Source organism: Streptomyces sp. NPDC051180 (genome assembly GCF_040689545.1).
Taxonomy (GTDB): domain Bacteria; phylum Actinomycetota; class Actinomycetes; order Streptomycetales; family Streptomycetaceae; genus Streptomyces.
In genome coordinates, this window is record NZ_JBFBBC010000004.1 from 443,884 (window position 1) to 464,103 (window position 20,220).

General features: G+C 73.1%; 21 protein-coding genes. 3 read left to right on the plus strand and 18 right to left on the minus strand.

What is annotated here, in order from left to right:
- Positions 1-52 precede the first annotated feature (52 nt).
- From der to AB0424_RS11130, 6 genes are all read right to left on the minus strand, one after another.
- Positions 53-1,501 carry a ribosome biogenesis GTPase Der gene (gene der, locus AB0424_RS11105; protein WP_366304061.1) on the minus strand — a complete coding sequence of 483 codons (1,449 nt, stop codon included), beginning with the start codon at positions 1,499-1,501 and terminating at the stop codon, positions 53-55.
- Between the two features lie 70 nt (positions 1,502-1,571).
- The gene (locus AB0424_RS11110; RefSeq protein WP_366304158.1) at positions 1,572-2,159 is read right to left on the minus strand and encodes a lysophospholipid acyltransferase family protein; all 588 of its coding nucleotides are present in this window, start codon (positions 2,157-2,159) and stop codon (positions 1,572-1,574) included.
- Positions 2,160-2,212: 53 nt separating this feature from the next.
- A complete protein-coding gene (cmk, locus tag AB0424_RS11115) occupies positions 2,213-2,887 on the minus strand; it encodes a (d)CMP kinase (RefSeq protein WP_366304063.1) in 675 nt (224 codons plus the stop codon).
- Between the two features lie 539 nt (positions 2,888-3,426).
- Positions 3,427-4,515, minus strand: coding sequence for a prephenate dehydrogenase (locus AB0424_RS11120; protein ID WP_366304065.1), 1,089 nt, complete (start codon positions 4,513-4,515; stop codon positions 3,427-3,429).
- The gene (gene aroH, locus AB0424_RS11125; RefSeq protein WP_366304067.1) at positions 4,512-4,874 is read right to left on the minus strand and encodes a chorismate mutase; all 363 of its coding nucleotides are present in this window, start codon (positions 4,872-4,874) and stop codon (positions 4,512-4,514) included. Before aroH ends, AB0424_RS11120 begins: the two co-directional genes overlap by 4 nt.
- Before the next feature lie 117 nt (positions 4,875-4,991).
- Positions 4,992-5,426 (minus strand): YidB family protein, encoded by a 435-nt coding sequence (locus tag AB0424_RS11130; RefSeq protein ID WP_366304069.1) that lies wholly within the window; start codon positions 5,424-5,426, stop codon positions 4,992-4,994.
- A gap of 120 nt (positions 5,427-5,546) precedes the next feature.
- Here AB0424_RS11130 and AB0424_RS11135 point away from each other — a divergent pair, with 120 nt between their 5' ends.
- From AB0424_RS11135 to AB0424_RS11145, 3 genes are read left to right on the plus strand one after another with little or no spacing between them, the layout of a single operon-like run.
- Positions 5,547-5,882, plus strand: coding sequence for a DUF952 domain-containing protein (locus tag AB0424_RS11135; RefSeq protein WP_366304071.1), 336 nt, complete (start codon positions 5,547-5,549; stop codon positions 5,880-5,882).
- Between the two features lie 46 nt (positions 5,883-5,928).
- Complete coding sequence (locus AB0424_RS11140) at positions 5,929-6,420, plus strand: Rieske (2Fe-2S) protein (RefSeq protein WP_366304073.1); 492 nt, start codon at positions 5,929-5,931, stop codon at positions 6,418-6,420.
- 10 nt (positions 6,421-6,430) lie between these two features.
- Positions 6,431-7,132, plus strand: coding sequence for a nucleotidyltransferase domain-containing protein (locus tag AB0424_RS11145; RefSeq protein ID WP_366304075.1), 702 nt, complete (start codon positions 6,431-6,433; stop codon positions 7,130-7,132).
- Here the strand turns inward: AB0424_RS11145 and AB0424_RS11150 are convergent.
- The 12 genes from AB0424_RS11150 to AB0424_RS11205 form a co-directional block, all read right to left on the minus strand.
- Positions 7,129-7,887, minus strand: coding sequence for a nucleotidyltransferase domain-containing protein (locus tag AB0424_RS11150; RefSeq protein WP_366304077.1), 759 nt, complete (start codon positions 7,885-7,887; stop codon positions 7,129-7,131). The two genes, AB0424_RS11145 and AB0424_RS11150, sit on opposite strands and share 4 nt — an antisense overlap.
- A 3-nt stretch (positions 7,888-7,890) precedes the next feature.
- Complete coding sequence (locus tag AB0424_RS11155; protein ID WP_366304078.1) at positions 7,891-8,922, minus strand: ADP-ribosylglycohydrolase family protein; 1,032 nt, start codon at positions 8,920-8,922, stop codon at positions 7,891-7,893.
- Entirely contained in the window at positions 8,919-9,746 is an 828-nt protein-coding gene (locus AB0424_RS11160; RefSeq protein WP_366304080.1) for an NUDIX domain-containing protein, read from the minus strand. The genes AB0424_RS11155 and AB0424_RS11160 overlap by 4 nt, the downstream gene beginning before the upstream one ends.
- On the minus strand, positions 9,743-10,822 hold the full coding sequence (locus tag AB0424_RS11165) for an AAA family ATPase (RefSeq protein ID WP_366304082.1): 1,080 nt from the start codon (positions 10,820-10,822) through the stop codon (positions 9,743-9,745). Before AB0424_RS11165 ends, AB0424_RS11160 begins: the two co-directional genes overlap by 4 nt.
- Positions 10,819-11,472 (minus strand): nicotinamide riboside transporter PnuC, encoded by a 654-nt coding sequence (gene pnuC, locus AB0424_RS11170; protein ID WP_366304083.1) that lies wholly within the window; start codon positions 11,470-11,472, stop codon positions 10,819-10,821. Before pnuC ends, AB0424_RS11165 begins: the two co-directional genes overlap by 4 nt.
- A 138-nt stretch (positions 11,473-11,610) precedes the next feature.
- A complete protein-coding gene (locus AB0424_RS11175; RefSeq protein ID WP_366304085.1) occupies positions 11,611-12,990 on the minus strand; it encodes a pseudouridine synthase in 1,380 nt (459 codons plus the stop codon).
- The gene (gene scpB, locus AB0424_RS11180; protein WP_366304087.1) at positions 12,990-13,592 is read right to left on the minus strand and encodes an SMC-Scp complex subunit ScpB; all 603 of its coding nucleotides are present in this window, start codon (positions 13,590-13,592) and stop codon (positions 12,990-12,992) included. Before scpB ends, AB0424_RS11175 begins: the two co-directional genes overlap by 1 nt.
- Positions 13,589-14,677, minus strand: coding sequence for a segregation/condensation protein A (locus tag AB0424_RS11185; protein WP_366304089.1), 1,089 nt, complete (start codon positions 14,675-14,677; stop codon positions 13,589-13,591). Before AB0424_RS11185 ends, scpB begins: the two co-directional genes overlap by 4 nt.
- Positions 14,678-14,722: 45 nt before the next feature.
- The gene (locus AB0424_RS11190) at positions 14,723-15,229 is read right to left on the minus strand and encodes a hypothetical protein (RefSeq protein WP_366304091.1); all 507 of its coding nucleotides are present in this window, start codon (positions 15,227-15,229) and stop codon (positions 14,723-14,725) included.
- Complete coding sequence (locus tag AB0424_RS11195; protein ID WP_030212665.1) at positions 15,214-16,239, minus strand: ParA family protein; 1,026 nt, start codon at positions 16,237-16,239, stop codon at positions 15,214-15,216. Before AB0424_RS11195 ends, AB0424_RS11190 begins: the two co-directional genes overlap by 16 nt.
- 449 nt (positions 16,240-16,688) lie before the next feature.
- Positions 16,689-17,804, minus strand: a complete 1,116-nt coding sequence (gene ald / locus AB0424_RS11200; protein ID WP_366304093.1) for an alanine dehydrogenase — start codon at positions 17,802-17,804, stop codon at positions 16,689-16,691.
- A 147-nt stretch (positions 17,805-17,951) separates the two neighbouring features.
- Positions 17,952-19,937 carry an AAA family ATPase gene (locus AB0424_RS11205; RefSeq protein ID WP_366304095.1) on the minus strand — a complete coding sequence of 662 codons (1,986 nt, stop codon included), beginning with the start codon at positions 19,935-19,937 and terminating at the stop codon, positions 17,952-17,954.
- Positions 19,938-20,220: the final 283 nt, after the last annotated feature.

Here is a 20,220-nt window from a genome sequence, read left to right on the forward strand (position 1 = left end):
CGAGGGCCGGGGCGACCAAGCCCCGGCCCTCGGCCGTTCCCGCGTGCGGGTGCTACTTCTTGCGGCTGCGCTTCTCGCGGACGCGCACCGAGATGTGGATCGGGGTGCCCTCGAAGCCGAACTCCTCGCGCAGACGGCGCTCGATGAAGCGGCGGTAACCCGCCTCCAGGAAGCCCGAGGCGAAGAGGACGAAGCGGGGCGGCTTGGTGCCGGCCTGCGTGCCGAAGAGGATGCGGGGCTGCTTGCCGCCGCGGACCGGGTGCGGGTGGGCCGCGACGATCTCGCCGAGGAAGGCGTTCAGCCGGCCGGTGGGGACACGGGTCTCCCAGCCGGCGATGGCGGTCTCGATGGCCGGGACCAGCTTCTCCATGTGGCGGCCGGTCTTGGCGGAGACGTTGACGCGGGGCGCCCAGGCGACCTGCTGCATCTCGGTCTCGATCTCGCGCTCGAGGTAGTAGCGGCGCTCCTCGTCGAGCTCGTCCCACTTGTTGTAGGCGATGACGATGGCGCGGCCCGACTCGACGGCCGTCGTGATGATCCGCTGGTCCTGGACCGAGATGTTGTCGGTGGTGTCGATCAGGATGACGGCCACCTCCGCCTTCTCGATGGCCGCGGCGGTCCGCAGGGAGGCGTAGTAGTCCGCGCCCGCCTGGAGGTGGACCTTCTTGCGGATGCCGGCGGTGTCGACGAACTTCCACGTCACGCCGCCGAGCTCGATCAGCTCGTCGACCGGGTCGCGGGTGGTGCCGGCCAGCTCGTTGACGACGACGCGGTCCTCGCCGGCCACCTTGTTCAGGAGGGAGGACTTGCCGACGTTCGGGCGGCCGATGAGGGCGATCCGGCGCGGGCCGCCGACGGCGTTGCCGAAGCGCTGCTCCGGGGCCTCCGGCAGCTTGCGCAGGACCTCGTCGAGGAGGTCGCCGGTGCCGCGGCCGTGCAGGGAGGAGACGGGGAACGGCTCGCCGAGACCCAGGGACCACAGCATCGCGGCGTCGGCCTCGCCGGACTGGCCGTCGACCTTGTTGGCGGCCAGCACGACGGGCTTGCCGGCGCGGCGGAGCAGCTTGACGACGGCCTCGTCGGTGTCGGTGGCGCCGACGGTGGCGTCCACCACGAAGAGGCAGGCGTCGGCGGCCTCGATGGCGTACTCCGCCTGAGCGGCGACGGAGGCGTCGATGCCGAGGACGTCCTGCTCCCAGCCGCCGGTGTCGACGACCTTGAAGCGGCGCCCGGCCCACTCGGCCTCGTAGGTGACGCGGTCACGGGTGACGCCCGGCTTGTCCTCGACGACGGCCTCGCGGCGGCCGATGATGCGGTTCACCAGGGTCGACTTGCCGACGTTCGGGCGGCCGACGACGGCGAGGACGGGGAGCGGGCCGTGCCCGGCCTCCTCGATCGCGCCCTCGACCTCGTCGACGTCGAAGCCCTCTTCCGCGGCGAGCTCCATGAACTCCGCGTACTCGGCGTCGCCAAGTGCCCCGTGGTCGTGCTGGTCGTTCATGAAGTCCGTTCCTTGATCATTCGTGGTCGGTGGGTACCCCGGCGGCGGGGCCCACTACTGAAAGTCTCGCTCAGCGCCCGGTGAGGCGCCTGGCGTTTTCCAGGTGAGCGGTGAGCTGTCCCTGGATCCGTACGGTGGCCTCGTCCAGCGCCTTGCGGGTGCGCCGGCCGGAGCCGTCGCCCGCGTCGAAGGCGTCGCCGAAGACGACGTCGACCCGGCCGCGCAACGGAGGCAGTGCCTTGACCAACCGTCCCCGGCGCTCGGTGCTTCCCAGGACGGCGACCGGGACGATCGGCGCCCCGCTGCGGACGGCGAAGTAGGCGAGGCCGGCGCGCAGCGAGGCGAAGTCGCCGTCGCCCCGGGTGCCCTCGGGGAAGATCCCGAGGACGCCGCCCTGCTCCAGGACGCCCAGGGCGTTTCCTATCGCGGTGCGGTCCGTGCTGTCGCGGTCCACCTTCACCTGCCCGATGCCCTCCAGGAAGCTGCCGAGCGGGCCGACGAACGCCTCCTTCTTGATCAGGAAGTGCACGGGACGCGGGGCGGTGCCCATGAGCATGGGGCCGTCGATGTTGTGCGCGTGGTTGACGGCGAGGATGACGGGGCCGGAGGCGGGCACCCGCCAGGCGCCGAGGACGCGCGGTCTCCAGAAGCCGTACATCAGCCCGATGCCGATACGGCGGCCGACGGCGGCGCCCTTGCCGGAGGGCAGGGTCACTTGGCGGCCGCCCTCTTCTCGTCCACCAGGGTGACCACGCACTCGATGACCTGGTCGAGGGTCAGGTCGGAGGTGTCCACCTCGACGGCGTCCCCGGCCTTGGCGAGCGGAGACGTCTTGCGGCTGGAGTCGGCCGCGTCCCGCTTGATCAGGGCCTCCCTCGTCGCGTGCACGTCGACGCCCTTGAGCTCTCCGGAGCGGCGCGCGGCGCGGGCCTCGGGCGAGGCCGTGAGGAAGATCTTCAGGTCCGCGTCCGGCAGCACCGTGGTCCCGATGTCCCGGCCCTCGACGACGATGCCCAGCTCGGCGCTCCTCGCGATGGTCCGCTGCAGCTCCGTGATCAGCGACCGCACCTCGGGCACGGCGCTCACGGCGCTGACCTTCGAGGTGACCTCCTCGGTACGGATCGCCACGGCGGCGTCCGCGCCGTCGACCGTGATCGTCGGACGCGACGGGTCCGTCCCGGAGACGATCACCGGCTTCGACGCGGCGTTCGCCACGGCCTCCGCGTCCTGCGTGTCCACGCCGTTGCTGATCATCCACCACGTGATCGCCCGGTACTGCGCACCGGTGTCCAGGTAGCTCAGCCCCAGCTTGGCGGCGACCGCCTTCGAGGTGCTCGACTTGCCCGTGCCGGAGGGCCCGTCGATGGCGACGATCACGGATTCCACGGTGGGAACACCTTCCTGGGGGTGAGTGGCGGGGCCCTGCGGGATGCGGGCACCTCTACAAGGTTACCGAGTCCCCGACCCCCTCCGCCCCCGCGCCCCGGACCCCCCACGGCCCCGCACCCGCCCACGGCCTCGGCGGGCCCCGCCCGGGCTCGCGCCCCCGCCCCTGGACCACGTCCCCTGCGGGGCGGCCGCGCCTGGGCCCACCTCGGCCGGCGCACGGGCCGGCGCACCCACGGGGCCGGGCCACCCGGCGCGCGGAGCGTCGCCATGAGCCGGGGGCGGCCCCCTCGTGTGGGCAATCGTCCCGCTGGGGCGGGACGGGTGGGCACACGGGACGGCGCGCTCGGCCGCGCCTCCGCCCCTTGTGCCTGGACCCGCACCGTCAGGGCGACGCGCAACGGGTGCGGGCCCGGGGCACGGAAGCCTAGGCCCGGCAAAGGGCGCCGTCCGTTGTGCCCACCCGTTCCGCCCCAGCGGAACGATTGCCCACAACGAAGCGGCACCGGCGTCGGCGGAGCGCAGGCTCGCATAGGGGGTCAGGTCGTGCGGAGGGACCAGCCTCGTTCTTGGAGGGCGGTGCCGAGGAGGGCCGCGGCGGAGGGCTCGACCATGAGCTGGACGAGGCCGGCCTGCTGCCCGGTCGCGTGCTCGATGCGGACGTCCTCGATGTTGACCCCCGCGCGGCCGGCGTCGGCGAAGATGCGGGCCAGCTCGCCGGGCTGGTCGCTGATGAGGACGGCGACGGTCTCGTAGACGGTGGGGGCGGCACCGTGCTTGCCGGGGACGCGGGCGCGCCCGGCGTTCCCGCGGCGCAGGACGTCCTCGACGCCCGCGGCACCGTCCCGGCGCTTGTCCTCGTCGGAGGACTGGAGGGAGCGCAGGGCGCGGACGGTCTCGTCGAGGTCGGCGGCGACGCCGGAGAGGACGTCGGCGACGGGGCCGGGGTTGGCGGAGAGGATGTCGATCCACATGCGCGGGTCGGAGGCGGCGATGCGGGTGACGTCCCGGATGCCCTGTCCGCAGAGGCGTACGGCGGACTCGTCGGCCTCCTCCAGGCGCGCGGCGACCATGGAGGACACCAGTTGGGGGGTGTGGGAGACGAGGGCGACGGCGCGGTCGTGGGCGTCGGCGTCCATGACGACGGGGACGGCCCGGCAGAGCGCGACGAGTTCCAGGGCGAGGTTGAGGACCTCGGTGTCGGTGTCCCGGGAGGGGGTGAGGACCCAGGGCCGGCCCTCGAAGAGGTCGGGGGTGGCGGCGAGCGGGCCGGACCGCTCCTTGCCGGCCATGGGGTGCGTGCCGATGTACGCGGTGAGGTCGAGCCCGCGGCCTTCCAGCTCGCGCTTCGGCCCGCCCTTGACGCTCGCCACGTCGAGGTAGCCGCGGGCGAGCCCGGCGGCCATGGCGTCGGCGAGGGTGGCGGCGACGTGCGCCGGGGGTACGGCGACGATGGCGAGGTCGACGCGGCCTTCGGGGGCCTCGTCGGTGCCGGCGCCGAGGGCGGCGGCCGTGCTGGCGCGCGCCGGGTCGTGGTCGCGGAGGTGGACGGTGACGCCCCGGCCCGCGAGGGCGATCGCGGCGGAGGTGCCGATCAGTCCGGTTCCGATGACGAGCGCTGTTCTCACTGGGCGATGTCCTTGCGCAGGGCGGCCGCGGCGCCGAGGTAGACGTGCGCGATCCGGGACTTGGGCAGTTCGGTCTCGACGTGGGCGAGGAGCCGGACGACCCTCGGCATCGCCCCCTCGATGTCGAGCTCCTGTGCGCAGATCAGGGGCACGTCGACGATCCCGACGTGGCGGGCCGCGGCGGCGGGGAAGTCGCTGTGCAGATCGGGCGTGGCCGTGAACCAGATGCTGATGAGGTCGTCGTGGGTGAGCCCGTTGCGGGTGAGGACGGCGGTCAGCAGCTCCTCGACCCGCTCGCGCATGTGTCCGGCCTCGTCCGCGTCGAGCTGGACGGCTCCTCGGACCGCTCGTACCGCCACGTCGTGCTCCTTCGCCTGCGTCAAGTGCTCCGTTCAGCCTAGTCAGCGGTGGGGGCGGCGCGCCGCGGCGCCCGCCCTCCGAGACGTACGGGACGGAGTGCGGGCGCCGTCGGCGGGTCAGAGCTGCTGCTGCCGGATGATGTCCTCCAGGGAGCCGCCCTGGGGAAGCGAGCCGTTCGGGGTCAGCTTGTCGACGGCTCGGGGCAGCGACCGGGCGATCTCGTCGGCGGCCTGCTGCGGGCTGACCCCGGCTTCCGTCGCGACCTGCCGGAGCGTCTCGTCGGGGAGGGCCTCGGAGATCTGGGCGCCGCTGACGGGCTGGTTGTCACCGGTGCCGACCCAGGACTGGGCCTGGTCGACGAGGCCGGACTTGGTCAGCATGTCGAGGAGGCCGCCGAGCGGGTTCGTGCCGTCGCCGCCGGCGGCGCCGCCCTTGCCGCCCGCGAGGGCGCCGATCAGGGAGCCGAGGATGCCGCCGGCGCCGCTGCCGCCGCTCTGCCCGCCGCCTCCGAGGAGGCTGCCGAGGAGACTGCCGAGGTCGTTTCCCGCCATGGTCCTGCCTTTCGTACGGTACGGAACAGGGTCAATGTCACCCGAACCGGGGTGTTCCGCCACTCGGCGTACACCCCGGGGAAGCGGAGGAAGGTGCGCGGGGCGGGGTACAAAGGTCGGATGCTGCTGCACGTCGTACCGCTGACCGACTGGTCCGCCTCTCCCGATGCCCCGTACGCCCCGCCGTCGCTCGCCGCCGAGGGGTTCGTCCACTGCTCGGCGGACGAGGCGACGGCCCTGGCGATCGCCGACGCCCACTACCGGGACGTGCCAGGTCCGCTCCTGGTGCTGGTGATCGACGAGGCGCGGCTCGGCGCCGAGGTCCGCTGGGAGGGGTCGGGGGACGTGCTGTTCCCGCACGTGTACGGCCCGGTGGAGCGGGCCGCGGTGACCGCGGTGAGGGAGGTGCGGCGGGATGCGGACGGCCGTGCGAGGGAGCTGGTCCCCCGCGCGTAGGCGTGTTGCGGAGGCCCGGCGGGGGGCCCGGCGCCAAGCTGGCCGCATGACTTCACGCGCCACGAACCGCCGTACCGTCCTTCTCGCCGCCGCGGCCCTGACGACGACGGGCTGCGGCTCGGACGGTGGCGGCGACGGCGGCGACGGGGGTACGCAGACGTCCTCCGCGGCGGCCGCGCCGTCGTCTCCGGGAGCCGGCGAGACCACGGCATCGGCCCCGGCGTCGCCGACGACGAAGCCGAGCGCGAGCGTCGAGGCGCTGGCCACGACGGCGGAGATCCCGGTCGGCGGGGGCAAGGTCTTCGACGAGGAGAAGGTCGTCGTCACCCAGCCGACGGCCGGCGAGTTCAAGGCGTTCTCCGCGGTCTGCACCCATCAGGGCTGTCTGGTGAACAAGGTCGCGGACGGCACCATCGACTGTCCCTGCCACGGCTCGAAGTTCCGCGTCGCCGACGGCTCGGTGGCGGCGGGGCCGGCTCCCCGCCCCCTGCCGGCCGAACAGATCACCGTCTCCGGGGGGTCGATCACCCTCGCGTAGCCTGACCGGCATGACTCCGGACGACCTGGTGCGCGACCACACGATCTACTCCTGTGTCATGGGCTCGCGCGCCTTCGGGCTCGCGACCGAGGACAGCGACACGGACCTCCGGGGCGTCTACCTCGCCCCGACGCCGCTGTTCTGGCACTTCGACAAGCCCCCGGCCCATGTGGAGGGGCCGGCGGAGGAGCAGTTCAGCTGGGAGCTGGAGCGGTTCTGCGAACTCGCCCTGCGCAACAACCCCAACGTCCTGGAGTGCCTCCACTCCCCCGTCGTCGAGCACGTCGACGACGTCGGCCGCGAGCTGCTCTCGCTCCGCGCCGCCTTCCTCTCCCGGCGGGCGCACCAGACCTTCGTCCGGTACGCGGGCGGGCAGCGCCGCAAGCTCGACGCCGACGTCCGCCAGTACGGCCACCCGCGCTGGAAGCACGCCATGCACCTGCTCCGGCTGCTCACCAGCTGCCGCGACCTGCTGCGCACCGGCGAGCTCCGCATCGACGTCGGCGAGGAGCGCGACCGCCTCCTGTCGGTGAAGCGGGGCGAGATGACCTGGTCGGAGGTCGAGTCCTGGATGAACCGGCTCCAGGACGAGGCCGACCGCGCCCACGACACCACGCCGCTCCCCGACGCCCCCGACGTCGCCCGCGTCCAGGACTTCCTGGTCCGCGCACGCCGGGCGTCGGCCCTCGACGCCGGGAACGTCGCCGTCTAGCGCGACGCCGCCCTGGCCCGTACGACCAGGTCGTGGAGCGCGTCGTGGGCGCCGTCCGCGGCCTCCGGCAGCCGCGACGCGGCCTGGGCCTCGTCCAGGACCGCGTGCAGGGCCTCCGTCTCGGCTCGTACGTCCTCGACGGCGACCTCCGCGTGCCCGTGCTCGGCGTCGGCCTTCGCCGCGACGAGGCCGGGCAGCCGGGCGGGCGCCTCGGGCACTTCCCCGACGAGGGTCGGCAGATGGGCCTGGACCTCCGCCGACCGCATCAGGTGGATGCCGGTGAGCAGCGCGCGGTAGGTGTACAGCAGCGGCTTGAGCTCGCCGCTGCTCTGGAAGAGCCTCCACTGCGTCCCCGCGAAGCCCCGGTAGTGGTGGGCGTGGTGGCGGGTGAGCACCCCGGGCACCAGCGAGACCAGCTCCGCGTGGGTCTCCGTCGTGTGGGCCACGAGCGGGGAGGTGAGCTGCTCCAGGACGTAGCCGTTGCGCCGCAGCATCAGCCGCGCGAACTTCCGCAGGTCGTGGGTGACGAGGTCCATCTCGACGCCGTCGCGGTCCCACATCCGGGACCGCGTCTCCTCCGGCTCGCGGAGCCCGATCAGCGCCTCCGCCGGCAGCAGGTGCGCACCCCGCAGGTCCACGTCCGAGTCACGGGACGGGAAGCCGTAGAGGTGCGCGCCGGAGACCGTCGCGAAGAGCAGCGGGTCGGGCTGTTCGGCGACGACGGCCGAGAGGTCCAGGTCCAGGGTGAGCGTCATGGGTCAAGCGTCCCAGAGGGCGCCGAAGGTCAGCAGGTCGCTCCGGTACTCGACCTGCTCCGCCCACTCCTTCGGCCACGCGTCCGCGCCGAGGTGCGCGCCCGCGAAGGCGCCCGCCAGGGCGGCGATCGAGTCCGAGTCGCCCCGGGTGCAGGCGGCGCGACGCAGCGCGGTGAGGGGCTGCTCGGGGAAGAGCAGGAAGCAGAGCAGCCCGGTCGCGAGGGCCTCCTCGGCGATCCAGCCGTCTCCGGTGTACTCGCAGGGGTCGAGCTCCGGGTCGGCCGTGCGCTGGACGGCGTCCAGGCGCTCCAGGACAGCCAGGCACTCGTCCCAGCCGCGCTCGACGAAGTGGCGGGCGGACGGGTCCTGGGAGCGGGTCCAGAGGTCGCCCAGCCAGTGCTCGTGGTAGCGCGAGCGGTTCTCGTACGCGTACGAGCGCAGCTGGCCGACGAGCCCGGTCGGGTCGACGCCCTGGGCGAGCAGGTACACGGCGCGGGCGGTGAGGTCGGAGGCGGCGAGCGCGGTGGGGTGACCGTGGGTCAGGGCCGCCTGGAGCTGCGCGGCTCCGGCCCGCTGCTCCTCGCTCAGCCCGGGGACGAGCCCGATGGGGGTGACCCGCATGTTGGCGCCGCAGCCCTTGGAGCCGATCCGGCTGGCGTCCTGCCAGGGCCGGTCGCCGTCGAGGAGCGCGCAGGCCGTCAGACAGGTGTTGCCGGGGGCCCGGTTGTTCTCCGGGGAGTGGTACCAGTCGACGAACTCGGCGCGGACGGGCCCGGCGAGCGCGTGCGGGGAGAGCACTTCCCGGTCCATGGCCGTGCGGATGCCCCGGGCGAAGGCGAGGGCCATCTGGGTGTCGTCGGTGACGTACGCCGTGTGGTTCCTGACGGGCAGCGCCATCTCCCGCCAGGGTCCGACCTTGGCGAGGATCGACGGCACGTCGTTGAACTCGGTCGGGAAGCCCAGCGCGTCGCCGAGCGCCAGCCCGATCAGGGAGCCGGTCGCGGCCTGCTTGGTCGCGGTGCGTGCGGGGTTCACGTGGATCGTCCTTCCGGTCGCAGGAGGGGCGGGTGGAGGGTGGTGGCGTCCCCCGCCCGGTAGAGGGCGGCCGGTTTCCCCCGTCCGCCGGTGAGGCGCGGCGGTCCTTCCACGGCCTGGACGAAGCCGGGTGTGGCGAGGACCTTGCGCCGGAAGTTGGGGCGGTCGAGTTCGATGCCCCAGACCGTCTCGTAGACCTGCCGGAGCTCGCCGAGGGTGAACTCCCGCGGGCAGAAGGCGGTGGCGAGGCAGGTGTACTCCAGTTTGGCGCCGACCCGTTCGTGGGCGTCGGCGAGGATCCGGTCGTGGTCGAAGGCGAGGGGGCCGTGGGTCCCGTAGGGCACCCACCGGGCCTGCGCCGCGTCTCCGCCGCCGCGCGGTTCCGGGGGGTCCGGGACGAGCGCGGTGAAGGCGACCGAGACCACCCGCATCCTCGGATCGCGGTCCGGGTCGCTGTAGGTGCGGAGCTGTTCGAGGTGGAGGCCGGCGACCGTGGTGTCGGAGAGGCCGGTCTCCTCGGCGAGTTCGCGCCGGGCGGCGGACTCGGCGGACTCGCGCGGCAGGACGAAGCCGCCGGGCAGGGCCCAGGAGCCGCTGTACGGCGAGGCGCCGCGCTCGACCAGCAGGACGTGGAGCCGCTCCTCGCGGAGGGTGAGGACGGCGAGGTCGACGGTGACGGCGAACGGCTCGAAGGCGTGCGGGTCGTACCCCTCGGGGCTCTCGCGGTCCTCGTGGCCCGCGTGGCCCGCGTGACCCTCGGGGATCGGCCGGCCTTCGGGGGTCTCGGGCGCCGCGGGGGTCTCGGGCGTCTCGGGACGGTTCATCGGCGCTCCGGCAGGGGGTCGGCGAGGAGGCTGCCCTCGGCGAGGAGGCCGTCGACGGCGGCGACCGCCGCCGCGAGCCGCTCCTCGTGGGGGCCGGTGAGGACGGCGGTGCGGCGTCCGGTGTGGGCGAGCTGGGTGAGGAAGCGGGCGGTCATCCAGGGCCGCAGGTGCTCCCCGTCGCGCAGCCCGTCGTCCTCGAAGTCGACGCCCCGGTGGTCGGTGAGCAGCCACAGGTGCTGTCGGCCCCGGGCGGCGATCTCGCCGGTGCCGGGGCTGGCGGTGCCCATGTACCGCTCGTGCCAGATGGTGGTGGCGAAGGCGTCGGTGTCGCAGAAGAGGACGGGTGAGCCGTCCCGGGCGGCCTCCTCCTCCAGTTCGGCCTGGCGCTGGGCGATGACGGGGAAGTCGGAGGAGCGGAAGGTGACGTCGGGCCAGGTGGCGCCGGGGCGTTCGGCGCGGAGTTCGGCGAGCTTGAGTTCGCTGTACTCCCGCCCGTACTCCGGTACGTACCGCGTGCGGGCCCAGACGCCGCCGCGCCGCCGGTAGTGGTCGGCGAGGGCCAGGGCCATGGTGGTGGTGCCGGTGGACTCGGCGCCGAGGACGACGATCCGGCGGGTGAGCGCGGCGCGGACCGGCGGTTCCAGGAAGTCCCAGGAGCCGGCGGGGTCGGCGCGGACGGCGGTGCCGGAGACGGGGAAGCGGGTGCGCTCCTGGTCGACGAGGACGGACTCGGCGCCGAAGCGGCGGCCGAGCTCCTCCCCGTACGGCTCGGAGGTGAAGACGGCGTCGACGCGTTCGGGCACGGCGGCGCGGAAGACGGCCATGTGGGCGGCCCAGACGTCGGGGTCGTGGAGGTCGACGGGGGTGTCGTCGACGGCGCCGACGACGAGGACGTCGGGGTGGATCTCGCGCATCCAGGCGACGCGCTCCTCCAGCGGGATGCTCTCGACGGAGGAGGCGCAGACGAGGACGGTGAGGCGCTCGCAGCGGTCGCGGGCGGTGCGGACGAGGTGGTGGTGGCCGGTGTGCGGCGGATAGAACTTGCCGAGGACGAGGCCGTGGCCGTAGCGCTTCACGCCGTCGCCTCCGCCACCGGGCGCCGCGAGCCGGCCAGGTCCCTGCTCCAGCCGCGCAGGCCGAGGACGCAGAGGGTCATGAAGCCGACGTACAGCAGGGAGGTCAGGTACAGCTCCTTGTAGGCGTAGAGCGGTACGTAGACGACGTCGGCCGCGATCCAGAGCCACCAGGACTCGACCAGCTTGCGGCACTGGCCGTAGGTCGCCGCCAGGGAGAGCGCGGTCGTGAGGGCGTCCCAGAACGGGACCGTCGAGTCGGTGACGCGGTCGAGCAGGAGGGTGAGGGCGAGGGTCCCCACCACCCCCGCCGCGATCAGCCACGTCCACTCGGTGCGCGTGGTGCGGCGCACCGGGAGGTCGTCGGAGCCTGGTCCACCCCCGTGGGTCCAGGTCCACCAGCCGTACGCGGCGAGGGTGATGAAGACGATCTGGAGGCCGGCGTCGGCGTAGAGCCCGGCCTGTGCGAAGAGCAGGACGAAGAAGAGGTTGTTGGCGATGCCGATGGGCCAGTTGGCCACGTGCTGGCGGGCGACGAGCCAGACGCACAGGGCTCCGCTGCCGAAGCCCAGGACCTCGGTCCAGCTGACCGGGGTGTCCAGGACGGTCAGCAGGGGCCGCTGCAGGGGTTCGAGGATGTTCGCGAGGCTCACGCCCGCCTCCTTAAGAGTCATCTTGACTATAAAGGTGGACGGAGCTCGGCCACAAGCCCGATTCCGTGCCAAGACACGGAGAAGCCCGTGACCGCGGAGGCGGTCACGGGCTTCTCCGTGCGACGGGGCCGTGGGGCCTTACATGCCGACTTCCTTCATCAGCATGCCGACCTCGGTGTTGGTGAGGCGGCGCAGCCAGCCCGACTTCTGGTCGCCCAGGGCGATCGGTCCGAAGGCGGTGCGGACCAGCTTCTCGACCGGGAAGCCGGCCTCGGCCAGCATCCGGCGCACGATGTGCTTGCGGCCCTCGTGCAGGGTGACCTCGACCAGGTAGTTCTTGCCGGTCTGCTCCACCACGCGGAAGTGGTCGGCGCGGGCGTAGCCGTCCTCCAGCTGGATGCCGTCCTTGAGCCGCTTGCCGACCTCGCGGGGCAGCGGGCCGGTGATGGCGGCCAGGTAGGTCTTCTTCACGCCGTACTTCGGGTGCGTGAGGCGGTGGGCCAGCTCACCGTGGTTGGTGAGGAGGATGATGCCCTCGGTCTCCGTGTCGAGCCGGCCGACGTGGAACAGCCGGGTCTCGCGGTTGTTGACGTAGTCGCCGAGGCACTGGCGGCCGTCCGGGTCCTCCATGGTGGAGACGACGCCGGCCGGCTTGTTCAGCGCGAAGAAGAGGTGCGACTGGGTGGCGACGGTCAGGCCGTCCACCTTGATCTCGTCCTTCTCCGGGTCGACGCGCTTGCCCTGCTCCAGCACGATCTCGCCGTTGACCTCGACGCGGGCCTGCTCGATGAGCTCCTCACAGGCGCGCCGCGAGCCCATTCCGGCCCGGGCGAGGACCTTCTGCAGCCGCTCGCCCTCCTGCTCGGCGCCGGGGAAGGTCTTCGGGGTCTTGATCTCCGGCCGACCCTCGTACCGCTCACGGTTGCGCTGCTCGATCTTGGCGTCGAGCTCGCGCGAGCGGGCCGGGGCCTGGCGCTGGCCGTGCGGGCCGCGACGGGGCGGCGTACCGCCCTGGGGCGCCTTGGGGCCGCCCTTGGCGCCGCCGCGGGCCGCGGAGCCGCGACCCTTCTTCGGGGCCTCGGAGGGGCCGCTCACGTCGTAGGTGCGCTCCTCGGGGCGGGGCCGACGCGGGTTGCTCTGGCGCTGGTCGTCACGGCCACCGCCGCCGCCCCGGTAACCGCCGCCACCGGAGCCGCCCGAACCGCCGGAGCCGCCGGAGCCGCCGCGGTAACCGCCGCCGCCACCGGAGCCGCCCGAGCCACCGCGGTAGCCACCGCCACCGCTGCCGCCCGAACCGCCCGAGCCGCCGCGGTAGCCGCCGCCGCCACCGCTGCCACCGGATCCGCCGCGGTAGCCACCGCCGCCGGAGCCGCTGCCGCCGGAGCCGCGGTAGCCGCCGCCCCCACCGGAGCCGCTGCCACCACGGCCGCCGCCGCTGCTGCCGCCGCGGCCGCCGCTGTTGCCACCACGGCTCCCGCCGTTGTTTCCGCTGCTGTTCCTGCCGCTGCTGCTTCGCATCAAACTTCCGTCTTGTCGTCGTCCTCACGATCCGGTGCATCCGGATCGAACGTCGGAACGCCTTCCAGCGAGTCCGGCTCGACCGCCTCCGCCTCGGGGAGGAAGGGCGCGAGCTCGGGGAGCTCGTCCAGGCCGCGCAGGCCCATCCGCTCCAGGAAGTGGTTCGTCGTCCTGTACAGGATCGCACCTGTTTCGGGTTCCGCGCCCGCCTCCTCCACCAGACCCCGCTGGAGGAGGGTCCGCATCACGCCGTCGCAGTTGACCCCGCGGACCGCGGAGACCCGGGAACGGCTGACCGGCTGGCGGTACGCGACGACCGCCAGGGTCTCCAGGGCCGCCTGGGTGAGCCGGGCCTGCTGCCCGTCCAGGACGAACGCCTCGACGGCGGCGGCGTGGGCGGGGCGGGAGTAGAAGCGCCAGCCGCCGGCCACCCGCCGCAGCTCGAAGCCGCGGCCCTGGACGGTGTACTCGTCGGCCAGCGCGTGCAGGGCGTCGGCCACCTCGCGCGGGGTGCGCTCCAGGACCTTGGCGAGGTGGGCCTCGGTGGCGGGCTCGTCGACGACCATCAGGACGGCTTCGAGGGCGGGCTTGAGGTCGCTCACGCGGTGGCCTCCTGGTCGAATTCGTCGGTCACGGCCCCGGACGGGTCGCTCGCGCCGCCCGTCCAGGAGACCGTGAGGTCGCCGAGGGCGGTCTCCTGCTCCAGGGCGACGGCCTTCTCGCGGTAGAGCTCCAGGAGCGCGAGGAAGCGGGCGACGACGGTGAGGGTGTCGCCCGCGTCCTCGATCAGCTCGCGGAACACCGCCGTCCCGCGCTCGCGCAGCAGGGCCACGACGACGGCGGCCTGCTCGCGCACGCTGACCAGCGGGGCGTGGATGTGGTCGACGTACACCTGCGGCTCGGCCTTGGGCGCCATGGCCTTGACCGCCAGCTTCGCGAACCCCTCGGCGCCGATCGAGATGACCACCTCGGGCAGCAGCTCGGCGTGGTGCGGTTCGAGCCCGACGGTACGGGGATGGCGCCGGCCCTCGGTCTCCCAGCGCTCCTCGAAGATCGCCGCGATGCGCTTGTACGCCCGGTACTGGAGCAGCCGGGCGAACAACAGGTCGCGGGCCTCCAGGAGCGCCAGGTCGGCCTCGTCCTCCACCTCGGCGGCGGGCAGCAGCCGGGCCGCCTTGAGGTCGAGCAGGGTGGCGGCGACGACGAGGAACTCGGTGGTCTGGTCGAGGTCTCCGTCGGGGCCCAGGGCACGCAGGTGCGCCATGAACTCGTCGGTCACCTGCGACAGGGCCACCTCGGTGACGTCCAGCTTGTGCTTGGTGATCAGCTGGAGGAGCAGGTCGAAGGGCCCCTCGAAGTTCGCCAGGCGCACGGTGAACCGCCCGTCCCCGGCCTCGCCGGGCCCCTCCCCGCCGGTACCGCCCTCGGCGCCCTCGGCGGGCAGAGCGGGCTCGGCAGGCAGGGCGGGCACGGCAGGCCCGGAATCCGCGGGCTCCGCCACGACGACGGGCGCGGTCGGCACGGGCTCCGCCACAAGCGGCGCGGGGCGCGGCTCCTCCGCCCGTACCCGCTCCCCCACGGGCTCCGCCGGTGCGGACTCCGCCGGTGCGGGCTCCGGCTCGCCCGGGCCGCGGCCCAGGAGGCGGCGGCGCGGTGGGCGGGACGTTTCGTCAGGGGTGTGGTGCATGGTGGTCCAGGGAGAGCGGGAGGCGCGGCAGCCCGCAGGCTACCGTCAGCGGCCGCGCAGGCGGCGCACGAGGATGCTCGCGTCGCCCCGGGACTCCAGGTCCGCCAGGACGACCGCGACGGCCTCCCGGACGATCCTGCCCCGGTCGACGGCGAGACCGTGCTCGCCGCGGAGCACCAGCCGGGCGTGCTCCAGGTCCATCAGCTCCTCGGCGGAGACGTAGACCGTGATCTTCTCGTCGTGGCGCTCGCGGCCGCTGGGCCGCCGGTTCGGGGTACGGCCGCCGCGCCGCCTGGACGCGGCCGCCGGGGCGGGGACCGCCGCGGCCGGCGCGGCCTTGGGAGCGCCGCCCTCCGGCTCCGCCGTCCGGACCCGTGGTTCCGACGCCTCGGAGTCGGCCGCCGCGTGCTCCGCGGAGCCCTCGGCAGCCGCCGGGTCGCTCTCGCCCGCCGGGGCCGGGACGGCCCGGCGGGGTGAGGACGACTGGAGCGCCGTCCCCCCGGTCGTACGGAAGAGTTCGTCGGCGCCGGGCAGACTCACTCGGCGTGACACCGGGCGAGCACCTCCCTGGCGAGCTGGCGGTAGGCGGCGGCGCCCACGGAGTTGGACGCGTAGGTGGTGATGGGCTCGCCGGCGACCGTGGTCTCCGGGAAGCGCACGGTCCGCCCGATGACCGTGTGGTACACGTGGTCGTCGAACGCCTCGACGACGCGCGCGAGGACCTCGCGGCTGTGCACGGTCCGCGAGTCGTACATCGTGGCGAGGATGCCGTCGAGCTCCAGCTCGGGGTTGAGCCGCTCCTGGACCTTCTCGATGGTCTCGGTCAGCAGCGCGACTCCGCGGAGGGCGAAGAACTCGCATTCCAGCGGCACGATGACCTTGTGAGCCGCCGTCAGGGCGTTCACGGTCAGCAGGCCGAGCGAGGGCTGACAGTCGATCACGATGTAGTCGTAGTCGTTCATCAGCGGCTTCAGGGCGCGCTGGAGCGTGGACTCGCGCGCGACCTCGCTGACCAGCTGGACTTCGGCGGCCGAGAGGTCGATGTTGCTCGGCAGCAGGTCCATGTTGGGCACGGCGGTCTTGAGGAGGACCTCGTCCGCCGACATGCCCCGCTCCATGAGCAGGTTGTAGACGGTGAGGTCGAGCTCCATCGGGTTCACGCCGAGGCCGACCGACAGCGCTCCCTGCGGGTCGAAGTCGACGAGCAGCACCCGTCGTCCGTACTCCGCGAGCGCGGCACCCAGGTTGATGGTCGACGTGGTCTTGCCGACGCCGCCCTTCTGGTTGCACATCGCGATGATCTTCGCGGGTCCGTGGTCGGTCAGGGGACCCGGGATCGGGAAGTACGGCAGGGGCCGTCCGGTGGGGCCGATCCGCTCGCGGCGCTGGCGGGCAGCGTCGGGTGCGAGGGTGGCCGCGTACTCCGGGTCGGGCTCGTACTCGGCGTCGGGGTCGTAGAAGTGCCCCTCGGGCACCTCGTCGTAGGCGGCGAAGTGGGTGGACTCTCGGCCCATCTCGTTGCCGGCCGTGGCGTTCACGTGTAGGCCGTCCATCGTCTTCATCGTGTGGGCTGTCGTCATGGGCTGGTGCGTCGCGAAGGTCCGCACCGCGACGGAGCCGATCGGAGCACCTGGCGCACCGCTCCCGGGAGTAATTGTCGACTCATTCACAAGTCGTCTTACCTCCTTGGATGTCACCAGGAACATTTATCGATAGGTCAGCGTGGCACCATGCCGACGGTTGGCGACTCTATGGCGTGTCACCACTCCGCAGCAACACAATCCGCCGGACCCGGCCCGATGTGTCGGCAACCGAACACCTCTCTGTCAAGGGTGCGCAGCCATGCATCCACACGTTTCAGGGGTGTGCGAAACGGTTAAAGGGTTACGTTCGAGGCGAGTTGCCCGAACGTTTCGGCGTGGCCGGAGACACAGCCGGCCGGACCTTGTCGAACAAGGTCCGGCCGGGGGTGCGGCATTGACGGCACGCGTTGACGGCGGTGCCGCGCGGGTCAGCCCAGGAGGGTGCTCAGCTCGACGTGCTCGAGACCGTGCGCCTCTGCGACCTCCTTGTAAACCACCTTGCCGTCATGGGTGTTGAGGCCCAGGGCGAGGGCGGCGTCGCGGCGCAGCGCCTCGGCCCAGCCGTTGTTCGCCAGCGACACGATGTAGGGCAGCGTGGCGTTGGTGAGGGCGTAGGTGGAGGTGTTCGGGACCGCGCCCGGCATGTTCGCGACGCAGTAGAAGACCGAGTTGTGGACCTGGAAGGTCGGCTCGGCGTGGGTGGTCGCGTGCGAGTCCTCGAAGCAGCCGCCCTGGTCGATCGCAATGTCGACAAGGACACTTCCGGGCTTCATCTTGGCGACGAGCTCGTTGGTGACCAGCTTCGGGGCCTTGGCGCCCGGGATGAGGACGGCGCCGATGACGAGGTCGGCCTCGACGACGGCCTTCTCCAGCTCGTAGGCGTTGGAGACGATCGTCTTCACCTTGGTGCCGAAGATCTTGTCGGCCTCGCGGAGCTTGTTGATGTCACGGTCGAGCAGGGTCACGTGGAAGCCCATGCCGACGGCGATCTGGGTGGCGTTCCAGCCGGAGACGCCGCCGCCGATGACGACGCACTCGCCGGCGTGGGTGCCGGGGACGCCGCCGGGGAGGACACCGCGGCCGCCGACGGAGCGCATCAGGTGGTAGGCGCCGACCTGCGGGGCCAGGCGGCCCGCGACCTCGGACATCGGGGCGAGCAGCGGGAGCGCGCGGTTCGCGGTCTCGACGGTCTCGTACGCGATGGCGGTGGTACCGGACTCCAGGAGGGCGTCCGTGCACTCGCGGGAGGCGGCGAGGTGCAGGTAGGTGAAGAGGGTCTGGTCCTTGCGGAGGCGGTGGTACTCCTCCGCGATCGGCTCCTTGACCTTGAGCAGCAGGTCGGCGGTGGCCCACACCTCGTCGGCGGTGGGGAGGATCTCGGCGCCGGCGGCGACGTACTCCTCGTCCGTGATCGAGGAGCCGACACCGGCGTTCTGCTCGACGAAGACCTGGTGGCCGTGGCGGACGAGCTCGTGGACACCGGCGGGGGTGATGGCCACGCGGAACTCGTTGTTCTTGACCTCGCGGGGGATGCCGACCTTCATCGTCGATCACGGTCCTTGAATCAGGGGGGATACATGGGGCACTGCGATACATACCCGGATGCACTGCAGCGCACCGGGGCAGACCACGTTCGAACGCGGCGCACCCAGTCTAATGAAGGAGTTCCCGGTGTCTAGCCTTTCAAAGTACTAATCTTTCTCGAACCCACTGCGGATTTCGTAGGCCACGGGTTCCGTTTCCAGCAGTCTGTCCGCCGCGGCCCGGTGCAGACCGGCGGCGGCCGGGTCGCCCAGCCGGTCGAGGGTGTCCGCCAGCCGGAGCTGGAGCGCCGCCTGGAGCCGGGTGTCCTGCGCCCGGCGGGCCCACTCCACCGCCTCCTCGCAGGTCCGCAGCGACTCCTCGGGCCTCCCCGCGTACTCCTGGACCCGGGCCGCCTCGCTCAACGCCCGTGCGTGGCCGGGGAGATCGGCCAGCCGCCGGTAGCCCGCCGCGGCGGCCCGCCAGTTCCTCAGGGCCTCGCCGTACCGGCCCGCGTAGGTCTGCACGGCGCCGAGACGGGCGTACAGCCGTGCCTGGTCGGCCCGCTCGTCCCGGGCGAGGCGCTGGGCGAGCGCCCGTCCGTACCAGTCGCCGGCCCGCTGCCAGTCCCCCAGCTCCTGGTAGGCCCCACCTACGGATTCCATCGCCCGACCGGTCGCGTACGGGTCATTTGCTTTGCGTCCGGCGTCCAAAGCCGACCGATATCGCAGCAGAGCGTCCTGGGTGCGACCGGTGCGGGCGTCGAGGTCGGCCAGGTTCAGGAGCGCCGCGGCGCGCTCCCGGTGCAGTCCGCGGCGCTCGGCCACGTCCAGGACCAGGCGGTGCAGCCCGTACAGCTCGGGCGCCGCCGCCTCCGCGCCCCGGTGCGCGGCGAACGCCCTGACCAGGGAGGCGACCAGCCGACGGGCCAGCGTGTCGAGCTCGCCGTCCGCGACGGCGAGGCGGGCGGCGGCCAGCAGGACCGGCTGCCGTGAGTCCAGCCACGCGGCGCCGGCCGCCGCGTTCGGGAAGCGCAGGGCCCGCGGCAGTCCGGCCAGCTTCCGGCGGGCGGGCGAGCCCTCGGGTTCGGTGACCGCACGGCACGACTGGAGGAGCCGTACGGTCCGCTCCAGCATCCGGGCCCGCGCGAGCTGCACCTCGGCGGGCCGGTCGCGCTCCTCCAGCTGGGCGCGAAGCAGGGGGACGAGATGCCCGGGCACCTCGTACTGTCCGTCCTCGCCGACCGCGACCAGCCCCACGGCGGCGAAGTCGGCGAGCGTGGTCGTCGCCGCGGAGACCGAGCAGCCGGCCAGCGCGGAGGCGGTGTGGGCGTCCGCGCGGCCCAGCGGGGCCAGCGACAGGAATCGCAGTATCCGCGCCGCGGGCCCGTCGAGGCCCTCGTGGGCGAGGCGGAAGGCACGGGCCAGCGGATCGCCGCTCAGCGCGCGCAGCCGCTTGGCGAGGTCGGCGACCGACGCCTTCGGGCGGTTCGACAGCCAGCCCCCGGCCAGCACCACCGCGCCCGGCAGCCCGCCGCACTCCTCCACGAGCGTCTCGGCGGCCTGCGGATCGACGGTGACCCGGACGGAACCCGTGTACGCCGTCAGCAGCTCGATCGCCGACTTCGGGTCGAGCCCTCCCAGGGTGCACGGCCGTACGTCCGGAATGCCGGTGAGCGGCCCCCGCGAGACCCCCACCACCAGGGCGTCGGGGTTGTCCGGGATCAGCGGGTCGGCCTGCTCGGCGTCCACGGCGTCGTCCAGGACCAGTACGGCCCTGCGCTCGCCGAGTGCGCCCCTGACCAGTTCGGTCAGCTCGTCCTCGGCCGCGCCCGGCGGCTCCTCGACCCCCAGCGCCGCGAGCAGCTCCTGCGCCGCCCGGCCCGTGGGCACCGGGTCGCCGCCCGGCTCCGTGAGCCTGGCCCTGAAGACCCCGTCGGGATACCGCTCCGCCAGTCCCGCCGCCAGCTCCTCCGCCAGCGCCGTACGGCCCGAGCCCGGTTTCCCCGCGATCAGCAGCACCCTCGCCCTCGGCGCCTTGCGGCCCGTCAGCGTGTCCAGGCCGGTCCGCTCGATGTCGGCGCGCAGAGCCTTCAACTCCCGCTGCCGGCCGAAGAACTGGCGGCTGCCCGTCGCCGCCACCGCCTGATCCGTCACGGGCCACGCTCCCGTCCACCTGCGCACGAGCCGATCCCGCGGGGTGCTCCGCACGGGCGTTCCCGAGCGTAGTTCAGCCCACCCGCCCACCCCCGCGGAGCACGCCCCACACATCCCCCGATCAGATCAACCGATCGTCACACCACCCCACCGGGGCCGGTGCCGCTCCGTTGTGGGCAATCGTTCCGCTGGGGCGGGCCCCACCCCCGTTGTGGGCAATCGTTCCGCTGGGCCGGTGCCGCCCCCGTTGTGGGCAATCGTTCCGCTGGGGCGGAACGGGTGG